Annotated in this window: 14 protein-coding genes; 13 read left to right on the top strand and 1 reads right to left on the bottom strand. The window is 61.0% G+C overall.

Features of this window, described 5'->3' with window-relative positions; genetic code table 11:
* The 12 genes from QRN38_RS02300 to QRN38_RS02245 all read left to right on the top strand — a co-directional run.
* A partial coding sequence (locus QRN38_RS02300) for a transporter substrate-binding protein (protein ID WP_285362359.1) occupies positions 1 to 598 on the top strand: 598 nt, incomplete at its 5' end.
* 213 nt (positions 599 to 811) lie between these two features.
* Positions 812 to 2,401 (top strand): urea ABC transporter permease subunit UrtB, encoded by a 1,590-nt coding sequence (gene urtB / locus QRN38_RS02295; RefSeq protein WP_044391817.1) that lies wholly within the window; start codon positions 812 to 814, stop codon positions 2,399 to 2,401.
* Positions 2,401 to 3,480: an urea ABC transporter permease subunit UrtC gene (urtC, locus tag QRN38_RS02290; protein ID WP_003376422.1), complete on the top strand. Its 1,080-nt coding sequence runs from the start codon at positions 2,401 to 2,403 to the stop codon at positions 3,478 to 3,480. The genes urtB and urtC overlap by 1 nt, the downstream gene beginning before the upstream one ends.
* The gene (gene urtD, locus QRN38_RS02285; RefSeq protein ID WP_003376420.1) at positions 3,477 to 4,337 is read left to right on the top strand and encodes an urea ABC transporter ATP-binding protein UrtD; all 861 of its coding nucleotides are present in this window, start codon (positions 3,477 to 3,479) and stop codon (positions 4,335 to 4,337) included. Before urtC ends, urtD begins: the two co-directional genes overlap by 4 nt.
* A 110-nt stretch (positions 4,338 to 4,447) precedes the next feature.
* Complete coding sequence (urtE, locus tag QRN38_RS02280; RefSeq protein WP_007244633.1) at positions 4,448 to 5,146, top strand: urea ABC transporter ATP-binding subunit UrtE; 699 nt, start codon at positions 4,448 to 4,450, stop codon at positions 5,144 to 5,146.
* Between the two features lie 48 nt (positions 5,147 to 5,194).
* Positions 5,195 to 6,040 (top strand): urease accessory protein UreD, encoded by an 846-nt coding sequence (locus QRN38_RS02275; RefSeq protein WP_057417872.1) that lies wholly within the window; start codon positions 5,195 to 5,197, stop codon positions 6,038 to 6,040.
* Positions 6,041 to 6,125: 85 nt separating this feature from the next.
* A complete protein-coding gene (gene ureA, locus QRN38_RS02270; RefSeq protein ID WP_005763104.1) occupies positions 6,126 to 6,428 on the top strand; it encodes an urease subunit gamma in 303 nt (100 codons plus the stop codon).
* A gap of 10 nt (positions 6,429 to 6,438) precedes the next feature.
* On the top strand, positions 6,439 to 6,981 hold the full coding sequence (locus QRN38_RS02265; RefSeq protein ID WP_011105221.1) for a GNAT family N-acetyltransferase: 543 nt from the start codon (positions 6,439 to 6,441) through the stop codon (positions 6,979 to 6,981).
* A gap of 10 nt (positions 6,982 to 6,991) precedes the next feature.
* The gene (locus QRN38_RS02260) at positions 6,992 to 7,525 is read left to right on the top strand and encodes a GNAT family N-acetyltransferase (protein ID WP_005763101.1); all 534 of its coding nucleotides are present in this window, start codon (positions 6,992 to 6,994) and stop codon (positions 7,523 to 7,525) included.
* Positions 7,522 to 7,830 (top strand): urease subunit beta, encoded by a 309-nt coding sequence (locus QRN38_RS02255; RefSeq protein WP_007244630.1) that lies wholly within the window; start codon positions 7,522 to 7,524, stop codon positions 7,828 to 7,830. Before QRN38_RS02260 ends, QRN38_RS02255 begins: the two co-directional genes overlap by 4 nt.
* Positions 7,831 to 8,055: 225 nt before the next feature.
* Entirely contained in the window at positions 8,056 to 9,756 is a 1,701-nt protein-coding gene (gene ureC / locus QRN38_RS02250; protein WP_005763096.1) for an urease subunit alpha, read from the top strand.
* 192 nt (positions 9,757 to 9,948) lie between these two features.
* Complete coding sequence (locus tag QRN38_RS02245) at positions 9,949 to 11,079, top strand: sensor histidine kinase (RefSeq protein ID WP_057417873.1); 1,131 nt, start codon at positions 9,949 to 9,951, stop codon at positions 11,077 to 11,079.
* 35 nt (positions 11,080 to 11,114) lie between these two features.
* Here QRN38_RS02245 and cbpA read toward each other — a convergent pair whose 3' ends face one another.
* Complete coding sequence (gene cbpA, locus QRN38_RS02240; RefSeq protein WP_057417896.1) at positions 11,115 to 12,059, bottom strand: curved DNA-binding protein; 945 nt, start codon at positions 12,057 to 12,059, stop codon at positions 11,115 to 11,117.
* A 310-nt stretch (positions 12,060 to 12,369) separates the two neighbouring features.
* On the opposite strand from cbpA, the gene QRN38_RS02235 reads away from it, so the two are divergent.
* Positions 12,370 to 13,635 carry an Hsp70 family protein gene (locus QRN38_RS02235; RefSeq protein WP_057416744.1) on the top strand — a complete coding sequence of 422 codons (1,266 nt, stop codon included), beginning with the start codon at positions 12,370 to 12,372 and terminating at the stop codon, positions 13,633 to 13,635.
* Positions 13,636 to 13,670: the final 35 nt, after the last annotated feature.

Raw genomic sequence — 13,670 nt, 5'->3', positions numbered from 1 at the left:
AGCCGGTGGCAAGACGGCCGTTATCTCCACCGTCAACGGCGACTCCAACGTGCCGCTCTACAAGGAACTGGCCAACCAGGGCCTGAAAGCCACCGACGTACCGGTTGTAGCCTTCTCGGTTGGCGAAGAAGAACTGCGCGGCATCGACACCAAACCATTGGTAGGCCACCTGGCTGCCTGGAACTACTTCCAGTCGGTGGAAAACACGGTCAACAAGAAGTTCGTTGCTGACTGGAAAGCCTACGCCCAGAAGAAAAACCTGCCGGGCGCTGACAAGGCGGTGACCAACGACCCGATGGAAGCCACTTACGTCGGCATCCACATGTGGGCCCAAGCCGTCGAAAAAGCCAAATCCACTGACGTGGACAAGGTCCGCGAAGCCATGGCCGGGCAGACATTCGCCGCCCCATCGGGCTTCACCCTGACCATGGACAAGACCAACCATCACCTGCACAAGCCAGTGATGATCGGCGAAGTCGAGGACAACGGTCAGTTCAACGTCGTCTGGCAGACCAAGGAGCCGATTCGCGCCCAACCGTGGAGCCCGTACATTCCCGGCAATGACAAGAAGCCGGACACTCCGGTGAAAAGCAACTGACCCCTATCAACACAGCCTGATCGTTCCCACGCTCCAGCGTGGGAAAGCAGTTCTGGACGCTCCGCGTCCGATCCTGAGCGCGGGGCTCGGTGCATGGTTGACGCAGAGCTTCACGGAAGGCATTCCCACGCAGAGCGTGAGGAACGAGCAGCGTCAGGGCGAACAGCCACGAATGTCTAGTGGAACGCCATAACAGACCAAGGCCATATTGATATGCCTTCTTATTTTTACCGTTTGATCCTCGCCATCAGCCTGCTGCTGCCCTTCGCAGCGCAGGCCAGCGATGCCGGTGATTTTGCCGCAGCCAGTTCTTCCCGACAGGCCGAGCTGTTGGAGGCCTGGGCAGCCAGCCCGGTCCCTGAACGCATCGAACTGCTGGAAGCGCTGCGCGATGGCCGTGTTGCCGCCGACAGCAGCAAACGCGCGTGGATCGAAAACAACGACAAATACGGGGCAGTGGATGCGAATGCGCCTGCGGCTGCCGACGCTCCAACCCCTGACGAACCGCGCAAATTGCGCCTGAACAACCGGCTGCGCGGCCTGGTCGATACCGCGCTGGCCAGCCACCAATTGCTGGCAGCCGACACCAGGCTGCGTCTTGCGGCAGCTTTGCAATTGCAAAAAAGCGCCCGCCCCGCGCAACTGGATCTGCTGACCCAGCGCGTGGCCAGCGAAACCGATTCCAGCGTTAAAAGCGCGCTGACACTGGCGCTGGCCAACCTGCAACTGGTCGATTCCAGCCCCTCGGTGCGTCTGGCGGCAGTGCGCCTGCTCGGCGAAACCGGCGACCCGCTGGCGCGTACCCGTCTTGAGTCGCTGCTGGCGCCGGGCGTCGAAACCGATGCGTCAGTGCGCATTGCCGCTGAAACCAGCCTGGCGCAGGTCAACCGCAAGCTGATGATCGGCGAAGTGCTCGGTCAGGCGTTCAGCGGCATGTCGCTGGGCTCGATTCTGTTGTTGGCGGCGCTGGGGCTGGCAATCACCTTCGGCCTGCTCGGCGTGATCAACATGGCCCACGGCGAAATGCTGATGCTGGGTGCCTACTCGACCTACATGGTGCAACTGATGCTGCAGCGCTACGCGCCGGGTGCCATCGAGTACTACCCGCTGATCGCATTGCCCGTGGCATTTTTTGTCACCGCCATGATCGGCATGGTGCTGGAGCGCACGGTGATTCGTCATTTGTACGGCCGCCCGCTGGAAACCCTGCTCGCCACCTGGGGCATCAGCCTGATGCTGATCCAGGCCGTGCGCCTGGCCTTCGGTGCGCAAAACGTCGAAGTGGCCAACCCGCAATGGTTGTCCGGCGGGATTCAGGTGCTGCCCAATCTGGTGCTGCCTTACAACCGCATCGTGATCATCGCCTTCGCGCTGTTCGTGGTGCTGCTGACCTGGCTGCTACTGAACAAGACCCGCCTGGGGCTGAACGTGCGCGCCGTGACCCAGAACCGCAACATGGCCGCCTGCTGCGGCGTGCCGACCGGGCGCATCGACATGATGGCGTTCGGGCTGGGCTCAGGCATCGCAGGCCTGGGCGGCGTCGCCCTGAGCCAGATCGGCAACGTCGGCCCTGACCTCGGCCAGAGCTACATCATCGACTCGTTCCTGGTGGTGGTGCTCGGTGGCGTCGGACAACTGGCCGGCAGCGTGACGGCGGCTTTCGGGCTGGGTATCGCCAACAAGATTCTCGAACCGCAAATCGGCGCCGTATTGGGCAAGATCCTGATCCTGGCGCTGATCATTCTGTTTATCCAGAAACGTCCGCAAGGCCTCTTCGCACTGAAAGGACGGGTGATTGACTGATGAGCCAGCCATTGATGGTAACCGCCGCACAGAAGGTTGGCCCAAAGGGCACGCTGGCTGTGGGCATTATGGTACTGGCCGTGCTGTTGGCACTGCCGCTGCTGTCGCTTCTGCCGGCCGATAACAGTTTTCAGGTATCGGCCTACACCCTGACGCTGGTGGGCAAGATTCTCTGCTACGCCATCGTCGCCCTCGCACTGGACCTGGTCTGGGGCTACGCCGGGTTGTTATCGCTGGGCCACGGCCTGTTTTTCGCGCTGGGCGGCTATGCGATGGGGATGTACCTGATGCGCCAGGCCGCGGGTGACGGCCTGCCTGCATTCATGACCTTCCTGTCGTGGACCGAACTGCCGTGGTACTGGGCGGGCACCGATAACTTTCTCTGGGCCATGTGCCTGGTGGTCTTGGCGCCGGGGTTGCTGGCGCTGGTGTTCGGCTTCTTTGCCTTCCGCTCACGTATCAAGGGCGTGTACTTCTCGATCATGACCCAGGCGCTGACCTTTGCCGGCATGTTGCTGTTCTTTCGCAACGAAACCGGCTTTGGCGGCAACAACGGCTTCACCAATTTTCGCAGCATTCTGGGCTTCAGCATCAGCTCGCAAGGCACCCGAGCCACGTTGTTTCTGGCTACGGTGGTGCTGCTGGTCGCCAGCCTGTACATCGGCTGGAAACTGGCACAGAGCAAGTTCGGTCGGGTGCTGACCGCGCTGCGTGACGCGGAAAACCGCCTGATGTTCTGCGGTTACGATCCGCGCGGCTTCAAGCTGTTCGTCTGGGTATTGAGCGCGGTGCTGTGCGGTCTGGCCGGAGCCCTGTATGTGCCGCAGGTCGGCATCATCAACCCCAGCGAAATGTCGCCGACCAACTCCATCGAAGCCGCTGTGTGGGTGGCGCTGGGCGGGCGCGGCACGTTGATCGGCCCGCTGCTGGGTGCCGGTCTGGTGAACGGCATGAAAAGCTGGTTCACCGTGGCTTTCCCGGAATACTGGCTGTTCTTTCTCGGCGCGCTGTTCATCATTGTCACGCTGTACCTGCCCAAGGGCGTGATCGGCTTGCTGAAGAAAAGGAGCGAGCAATGAAAACCACTCCGACGCCCTCGTTCATGCTTGAGCCGATTCTGGCCCCCAACTCCGACGCAGGCACCAGCCGCGACGCGGTAGGCCTTGGCAAAAGCGCTGGCAAAGGGCTGAACACGCGGCATGGCACGATCCTGACCCTTGAAGACATCAGCGTCAGCTTCGACGGTTTCAAGGCCCTGAATGATCTGAACCTGTACATCGGCGTGGGCGAGCTGCGCTGCATCATCGGCCCCAACGGCGCGGGCAAGACCACGCTGATGGACGTCATTACCGGCAAGACCCGGCCAAGCCACGGCAAAGCGTGGTTCGGCGAAACACTGGACCTGACGCAGATGAGCGAGGTGCAGATTGCCCAGTCCGGGATTGGCCGAAAATTTCAAAAGCCCACGGTATTCGAAGCCCTGAGCGTGTTCGAAAACCTGGAGCTGGCGCAGAAGACCGACAAGTCAGTGTGGGCCAGCCTGCGTGCACGCTTGACAGGCGAGCAACAGGACCGAATCAGCGAAGTGCTGGAAACCATCCGCCTGACCCCCTCGATGCATCGCCCGGCGGGCTTGTTGTCCCACGGTCAGAAGCAGTTTCTGGAAATCGGCATGTTGCTGGTCCAGGACCCGCAACTTTTGCTGCTCGATGAGCCGGTGGCAGGCATGACCGACGCCGAAACCGAATTCACCGCCGAACTGTTCAAGAGCCTGGCGGGCAAACACTCGTTGATGGTGGTGGAGCACGACATGGGCTTCGTCGGCTCGATTGCCGACCACGTCACCGTGCTGCACCAGGGCAGCGTACTGGCCGAAGGCTCACTGAACGACGTACAGGCTGACGAACGCGTGATTGAAGTGTATTTAGGGCGCTAGCGCCCTGCTGCAAGCTTTTAGCTGCAAGCGGCAAGCTAGAAGCAAAGGCAGCATGCTGCTCTTTCTTGCCGCTTGAAACTTGTAGCTTGCAGCTCAAAAAAGGACCCACCATGCTCCAGGTCGAAAAGCTCCACCAATATTACGGCGGCAGCCATATCCTTCGCGGTCTGTCGTTCGATGTGAAGGTCGGTGAAGTCACCTGCCTGCTGGGCCGCAATGGCGTCGGCAAGACCACACTGTTGCGCGTCCTGATGGGCTTGCTGCCTTCAAAGGAAGGCGCGGTGCACTGGGAAGGCAAGGCCATCACCGGGTTCAAGCCGCATCAACGCGTGCATGCCGGTATTGCGTACGTACCCCAGGGGCGGGAGATCTTCGGGCGGCTGACGGTCGAGGAAAACCTGTTGATGGGCCTGTCGCGCTTTCCGGGCTCTGAAGCCAGAGAGGTGCCGGCGTTCATCTACGAGCTGTTCCCGGTACTGCTGCAAATGAAGCATCGCCGTGGTGGCGATCTGTCCGGTGGCCAGCAGCAACAACTGGCGATTGGCCGGGCGCTGGCAAGTCGCCCGCGCTTGCTGATTCTCGATGAGCCCACCGAAGGCATTCAGCCCTCGGTGATCAAGGAGATCGGCGCCGTGATCAAAAAACTGGCCGAGCGTGGTGACATGGCTATTCTGCTGGTCGAGCAGTTCTATGACTTCGCGGCAGAACTGGCCGACCAGTATCTGGTGATGTCGCGGGGCGAGATCGTTCAGCAGGGTCGGGGCGAAAACATGGAGGCCGAGGGTGTTCGCGGTCTGGTCACCATCTGATGCGCCAATCCGTTATCGTGCAGCACTCGACCAAGCAATGAAGACGCCATGAATCTGCCTGCCCACACCGCCTTGTTCACGCCCAGCTGGCACGCCGAGCTGGAGCTGGGCTATGGCCGTTTTGATGACTGCACGCGCCCGACCCAACGTCGCCACAAAGGGCCACTGCGGGTGCAAAAACACCTGTATGCCGAAGGGCCCGAGGTGTGCCAGCACATCATCGTTCACCCACCGGGCGGTATTGCCGGGGGCGACCGGCTGGATATTTCAGTCAACGTCGGCGCACATGCCTGGGCGCAACTGACCAGCCCCGGCGCGGCCAAATGGTATCGCGCAGCCAGCCCGGCGTTTCAGCAACTGGAGCTGCATGTCCAGCCTGGTGCGACACTGGAATGGCTCCCGCAGGAAACCATCGTGTTCAGCAACGCTCAGGCAGAACTGACCACGCGCATCGAACTGCATGGTGATGCCCGGTTATGCTACTGGGACGTCGTGGCGCTGGGCCGCCCCGCCAGTGGTGAGCGTTTCGAGCACGGGCACTTTCAGTCGCATCTGGATATCCGCCGTGACGGCACGTTGCTCTGGCACGAGCGGCAACGCATTATCGGCGCTGACGGGCTGCTGGATTCGCCCATCGGGCTGGATGGCAAAACGGTGTTCGCCACCCTGCTGCTGACCGGTGACGTGGACAGCGACCTGCTTGAAGTCTGCCGCTCGCTGTCGATGCCCAGTCCGGTGCGCGGTAATCTGACTCAGTTGCCGGGATTAATCGTCGCGCGCTGTCTGGCTGACGAAGCCTTGCACGCCAGGGCCTGGCTGATAGAAATCTGGAAACGCCTGCGCCCTGCCCTGCTGGGACGCGAGGCGTTAACACCGAGAATCTGGAATACCTGAGGGTTGGACCTGATGCATCCAGGGCGGCATTTCTGGCCGGAGCACGGGAACGATCAACCACCGAATCTGAAGAAGCGAATACCTCATGGACCTGACGCCACGCGAAAAAGACAAAATGCTGATTTTCACCGCCGGACTGGTCGCCGAACGGCGTCTGGCACGCGGTGTGAAGCTCAATTATCCGGAAGCCATGGCCTACATCTCGGCGGCATTGCTGGAAGGTGCGCGTGACGGGCAGACCGTCGCTGACCTGATGCACTACGGCACCACGCTGCTGACCCGTGATCAGGTCATGGAAGGTATTCCGGAAATGATCCCTGAGATTCAGGTGGAGGCCACTTTCCCGGACGGCACCAAACTGGTCACCGTGCATCAGCCGATTGCCTGAGGACGTGAGCATGCATGACCCGATTCGCGATGCGCTGGCGGACGATCTGCCGGGCATTCTGGCTATCTACAACGATGCGGTGCTCAACACCACGGCCATCTGGAACGAACAGCCGGTCGATCTCGCCAATCGCGAGGCCTGGTACACATCTCGTCAGGCCCAGGCCTATCCAGTCCTGGTCGCTGTCGACAGCGCAGGCGAAGTGCTGGGTTATTCGTCGTTTGGCGACTGGCGGCCGTTTGAAGGGTTTCGTCACACGGTCGAGCATTCGGTCTACGTACGCGCCGATCAACGTGGCAAAGGCCTGGGGCCGCGCTTGATGGCTGAGTTGATCGAACGCGCCCGCGCCTGCGACAAGCACATGATGGTCGCGGCGATCGAAAGCGGCAACGCTGCCTCCATCGCCTTGCACGAACGTCTAGGCTTCAAGACTACCGGGCAGATGCCACAGGTCGGCACCAAGTTCGGCCGCTGGCTGGACCTGACCTTCATGCAGCTCGACCTGTCGCCCGGTGCTTGCGCACCCGCCTCGCAAGCGCCTCAATCACTCTAGAGAGCACGCCATGAACCACGCACAACTGCGACGTGTCACTGCTGAAAGCTTCGCGCATTACCGCCATGGCCTGGCGCAGTTGCTGTTCGACACGGTCCATGACGGCGCCTCGGTCGGCTTCATGGCCGACCTCGACATGGAGCAGGCTCACGCCTGGTGCGACGGGCTGAAGGCCGATATCGCCGCTGGCAGTCTGTTGCTGTGGGTGGTGGCTGAAAACGCGAACGTGCTGGCCAGCGCGCAGTTGTCACTGTGCCAGAAGCCCAACGGCCTGAACCGTGCCGAAGTGCAGAAACTGATGGTGCTGCCCACTGCGCGTGGTCGTGGCCTGGGCAGGCAACTGATGGACGAGGTGGAACAGACCGCCGTGAAGCTCAAGCGCGGGCTGCTGCACCTGGACACCGAGGCAGGCTCCACAGCGGAGGCGTTCTATCGCTCGCTGGCCTACCACCGCGTGGGTGAGCTGCCGGATTATTGCGCTACACCGGACGGTCGCTATCGACCGACCGCCATTTATTTCAAAACCTTGGGGCAACCGACATGATCCCTGGTCAATACCAGATCCAGCCCGGCGACATCGAACTCAACGCCGGACGCCGCACCCACAGCCTGATCGTCGCCAACAGCGGCGACCGGCCGATTCAGGTGGGCTCGCACTTCCACTTTTTCGAGACCAACGACGCGCTGACCTTCGACCGCGCCGCCAGCCGCGGCATGCGCCTGAACATCCCGGCCGGCACCGCCGTGCGCTTCGAACCGGGCCAGTCGCGCGAAGTCGAGCTGGTGGACCTGGCGGGATTGCGCGAGGTTTACGGCTTTGCCGGCCGGGTGATGGGTGCGCTGGATTGACTCGTTTTTTGAATATCGTTCCTACGCTCCGCGTGGGAATGCAGCTCGTGACGCTCTGCGTCGCATCTGAGCCGGGCAAAAAAGCCTGCGCTTCGATTACACCTGCCATCGCGCAAGACTGAAGATTTGTGACGCGCAGCGTCACGGGATGCATGCCAACGCGGAGCATTGGCACGATAGTCATAGTCAGTCGGGTTTGCGTACAACGACGCATAAGGAATCACCATGAAGATTTCCAGACAAGCCTACGCCGACATGTTCGGCCCCACCGTTGGCGACAAGGTTCGCCTGGCGGATACCGAGCTGTGGATCGAGGTCGAGAAAGACTTCACCACCTACGGCGAAGAAGTGAAGTTCGGCGGTGGCAAGGTCATCCGTGACGGCATGGGCCAGGGTCAACTGCTGGCCGCCGACGTGGTTGATACGCTGATCACCAACGCCTTGATCATCGACCACTGGGGTATCGTCAAGGCTGACGTCGGCATCAAGAACGGCCGTATCGCAGCCATCGGCAAGGCCGGTAACCCGGACATTCAGCCGGACGTGACCATTGCCGTGGGCGCAGCCACCGAAGTCATTGCCGGCGAAGGCATGATCCTTACCGCCGGCGGCGTCGATACGCACATCCACTTCATCTGCCCGCAGCAGATCGAAGAAGCGCTGATGAGCGGCGTGACCACCATGATCGGCGGCGGCACCGGCCCTGCCACCGGCACCAACGCGACCACCGTAACGCCCGGCCCGTGGCACATGGCACGCATGCTCCAGGCCTCGGACTCGTTCCCGATGAACATCGGTTTCACCGGCAAGGGCAACGTCAGCCTGCCCGGCCCGCTGATCGAACAGGTCAAGGCCGGTGCCATCGGCCTGAAACTGCACGAAGACTGGGGCACCACCCCGGCAGCCATCGACAACTGCCTGAGCGTTGCCGACGAATATGACGTGCAGGTCGCGATTCACACCGACACGCTCAACGAGTCAGGTTTTGTCGAAACCACCCTGGCAGCGTTCAAGAACCGCACGATCCACACCTACCACACCGAAGGTGCCGGTGGCGGCCATGCGCCGGACATCATCAAGGCATGCGGCTCGCCAAACGTGCTGCCCAGCTCGACCAACCCGACCCGGCCGTTCACCCGCAACACCATCGACGAGCACCTGGACATGCTCATGGTCTGCCACCACCTGGACCCGAGCATCGCCGAAGACGTGGCCTTCGCGGAAAGCCGCATTCGCCGCGAGACCATAGCCGCCGAGGACATCCTTCACGACCTGGGCGCGTTTTCCATGCTCAGCTCCGACAGCCAGGCCATGGGGCGGGTTGGCGAGGTGATCATGCGCACCTGGCAAACCGCCGACAAGATGAAGAAACAGCGTGGCCCGCTGCCGCAGGATGGCCCAGGCAACGATAACTTCCGCGCCAAGCGCTACATCGCCAAATACACCATCAACCCGGCGATCACCCACGGCATCAGCCATGAAGTGGGCTCCATTGAAGTCGGCAAATGGGCGGACCTGGTGCTCTGGCGCCCGGCGTTCTTCGGCGTCAAACCGACCCTGATCCTCAAGGGCGGTGCCATCGCCGCCAGCCTGATGGGCGACGCCAACGCTTCCATCCCGACGCCGCAACCGGTCCACTACCGCCCCATGTTCGCAAGCTTCGGCAGCTCGCTGCACGCCACCAGCCTGACCTTCATCAGCCAGGCCGCATTCGACGCGGGCGTGCCGGAAACACTGGGCTTGAAGAAGCAGATCGGCGTGGTCAAAGGCTGCCGCACCGTGCAGAAAAAAGACCTGATCCACAACGATTACCTGCCGGACATCGAAGTCGACCCACAGACCTATCAGGTCAAGGCCGACGGTGTGTTGCTGTGGTGCGAACCGGCCGATGTGCTACCAATGGCGCAGCGGTATTTTCTGTTTTAGGCCTGCCTGAAAGAAGCACAAGGGGCGACCAGATCGCCCCTTTGCTTGAATGCAACGCGCGGTTGACCCACACATTCAGGAATCTCTTACGGTGTATTGAAGAATTGACAGTAAACACCCTGTTTGTCGTGCCCTGTAAAAGCGATAATATGCGCCATCTTTCGTCACGCCTCTCCAGCAAGGTAATCGGCCATGCGCCTTTCCGAATTCATCGTTGTTCATGTGGATCGCATTGTCGATGAATGGGAAGACTTCGCCAGAACCCTGAAACCTGCTGCAGACTCAATGAGCAAGCTGGAGTTGCGTGACCACGCCAGGTCGATTCTGCTGGCTGCGGCCCGCGACATGAAAACCGCACAGAGCAAGAGCGAGGAGATCGCCAAGGCTCGGGGCGAGGAGTTGAACAAGACGTCAAGCCTGGACGAAGCCGCCAGCAGCCACGGTGAACTGCGCCATGAAGTCGGCTTTGATCTGGTGCAGATGACGTCCGAGTTCCGCCATTTGCGTGCCAGCGTCATTCGTCTGTGGGCCGAAAGCCTGGATGCGCCACAGCCGGCCGACTTTCAGGACGTGATTCGCTTCAATGAGGCTATCGATGAGGCGCTCGCCGAATCCACTGCGGCTTACGCTGAACGAGTGGGCCGCTCGCGGGATATCTTTCTGGCGATTCTGGGCCACGACCTGCGCGCACCGTTACAGGCCGTGAGCATGTCCACCGAATTACTCGCGCGCAAAATACCGGCTGATGAGAAAACCGAGGCCTATATCTCGCGCATCAAGACCAGTACGCGCCATATGGGTTCGATGGTCAGCGACCTGCTTGAATTCGTGCGCAGCCGTCTGGGGGCGGGTTTGCCGGTCGAGCGCAAGCACATGGACCTGGCGACCGCCTGCCGCGAAGCCATCGAGGAAGCCTGCGCCGGGCAACCGAACTCGGTGCCGGTGCTGAAGGTCGAGGGCGACACCAAAGGTCATTGGGACAGCGCACGAATAGGTCAGTTGCTGCAAAACCTGATTGGCAACGCCTTGCAGCACGGTGCGGTCAGCCATGAAATCACCGTCGCGGTCAGTGGCGGTCAGAACGCCGTCGAACTGAGGGTTCACAACGAAGGTAAACCGATCGCAGAAGACGCCATCGGCACGATTTTCGACCCGCTGGTGCGCAGCATTCGCGAAGAGAGCGACACCCAAAGCACCTCGACCAGCCTGGGCCTGGGCCTGTTTATCGTCAAGGAAGTGGTCAACGCCCACAGCGGTAGCATCACGGTGACATCAACCATCGGCGATGGCACCACGTTTACCGTGGTGCTGCCGAGAACCTGATCCGGCAGATCAGGCCAGGCTGAGCAACTGCCTGCTCAGCCCTTCCACTGCGCCCGAGGGTCGAACGCAGCACTGTCGGCCAGTTTCTGCCAGAGCGCACGTGCCGCTTCATCGGTCTGTTTGGGCATGACGATCTTCAGTTGGGCGTACAGATCACCCCGCTCGCCACTCTTGTTCATCAAACCATTACCCTTGATCCGCAAGCGCTGACCGTTCTGGCTGTCAGGGCGGATGGTCAGGTTGAGCCTGCTGGTCAGGGTCGGCACCGCCACCTTGGTGCCCAACACCGCTTCCCACGGCGCCAGTGGAACGGTGATGACCAGATCATGGCCTTCGACCTCGAACATCGGGTGCGGCGCCAGGCGAATGATCAGGTACAGATCGCCATTGGCACCACCGCCTATACCCGGCGCGCCCTGGCCCTTGAGACGAATGCGCTCGCCATCGACGACACCCGCCGGAATCTTCACGTTCAGGGTCTTGGTGATATCACCCATGCGCTGCCCGTTGGGGCTGTGCTGAGGCACCTTGAAGCTGACCTGCTTGGACTCGCCTGACAGGGTTTCTTCCAGAAAGACCGCCAGTTCCATCTCCACGTCCTGCCCCTTGCGGCCCGGGTTACGGGTACGCCCGCCCTGCTGTGGCCGGCCACCAAAAATGGAACTGAAAAACTCGGAAAAATCCGCTGTTTCTTCGAATCCGCCTGCGCCCGCGCCTGCACGGCTTTGCCAGCCAGGTGGCGTCTGGAACGGACGGCCCTGCCGACCGTACTTGCGCAGTTCGTCGTACTCGGCGCGCTTTTCAGGGCTGCTGAGCACTTCATAGGCTTCGGATGCTTCCTTGAACTTGTCTTCGGCGCCGGCTTCCTTGCTGACGTCAGGGTGATACTTGCGCGCCAGTTTGCGATAGGCGGTCTTGATCGCCTTGTCGTCAGCAGCCGGCTCTACGTCAAGTATCTTGTAGTAGTCTTTGAAATCCATGTAACGATCACCCATCCGATTTATCCGGCAAAGCCAGATACGCTGGCGTCACGCGCCCAGCTCCCTCTGTCACGAGGCATCTGGATTACCTAACGTCGAAAATATACAGGTAGCCAGCCGCATTTACAGGCGGGTCGAGTATTCGACAATCTGGTCCACCGAGAATACCTTCAAGATTGGGGGTGAGCGTCCTCAGTTCAAGTGTCGGCAGCAAATACCGTCCGGCAAATATAAGCGACGTGTCGCGCTACGCAATTTGCCCGCACTGGCATAAACTGCGCGGCCGTTTTTTGACTGGAACGTAAAAGACATGAATGACCAATCCCCGGCCCGTGCCTGCGGTATCGATTTCGGCACGTCCAATTCCACTGTCGGCTGGCAACGACCCGGCGTGGAATCGTTGATCGCGCTGGAGGACGACAAGATCACCCTGCCCTCGGTGGTGTTCTTCAACATCGAAGAGCGCCGTCCGGTGTATGGCCGCCTTGCGCTTCACGAGTACCTGGAGGGCTATGAAGGCCGCCTGATGCGCTCGCTCAAGAGCCTGCTGGGCTCCAAGCTGATCAAGCACGACACCAGCGTGCTGGGCACGGCGATGCCGTTCAAGGATCTGCTGGCACTGTTTATCGGCGAACTCAAGAAGCGCGCCGAGAACACTGCTGGGCGCGAATTCGAACAGGTCGTGCTTGGCCGCCCGGTGCATTTTGTCGATGACGACGCACAGGCCGATCAGGAAGCCGAAGACACGCTGGCTGAAGTGGCCCGCAAGATCGGCTTCAAGGACGTGTCATTTCAGTTTGAGCCTATCGCGGCGGCGTTCGATTACGAGTCCACCATCGAAAACGAAGAACTGGTGCTGATCGTCGACATCGGCGGCGGTACATCGGACTTCTCGCTGGTACGCCTGTCGCCTGAGCGGCGCACGCATGCTGATCGCGAGCAGGACATCCTGGCCACCGGCGGTGTGCACATTGGCGGTACCGACTTCGACAAACAGCTGAGCCTGCAAGGCGTGATGCCGTTGTTCGGCTACGGCAGCCGGATGAAAAGCGGCGCCTACATGCCGACCAGCCATCACATGAACCTGGCGACCTGGCACACCATCAACGCCGTGTACTCGCAAAAATCCCAGTTGGCACTTGGCAGCATGCGTTACGACATCGAAGACACCGGCGGCATCGATCGCCTGTTCAAGCTGATCGAGCAGCGCGCCGGGCACTGGCTGGCCATGGAAGTGGAAGAAACCAAGATTCAACTGACCCACACCGAAAACCGCCATTTGCCGATGGACCGGGTGGAAGCAGGATTGAACGTGGACCTGAGCCGAGTGATGTTCGAGGCCGCCATCGACGCCCAGCTTGAGCGGGTGCGCAACAGCGTGACGACATTGCTGAACGACGCAGGCGTAAGTGTCGAGCAGGTCAATACGGTGTTTTTTACCGGCGGCTCAAGCGGCATACCTGCGCTGCGCAACAGCGTCTCGGCCATGCTGCCCAACGCCCGCCACGTCGAAGGCAATATCTTCGGCAGCATCGGCAGTGGTTTGGCGATTGAAGCGAAGAAGCGTTACGGCTAGGGGCCGCTGGCTCAAGATCGGACGCGGAGCGTCCA

The organism is Pseudomonas sp. CFBP2511, from assembly GCF_030209255.1.
Lineage (GTDB): Bacteria > Pseudomonadota > Gammaproteobacteria > Pseudomonadales > Pseudomonadaceae > Aquipseudomonas > Aquipseudomonas avellanae.
This window is presented reverse-complemented; position numbering and strand designations above follow the sequence as displayed.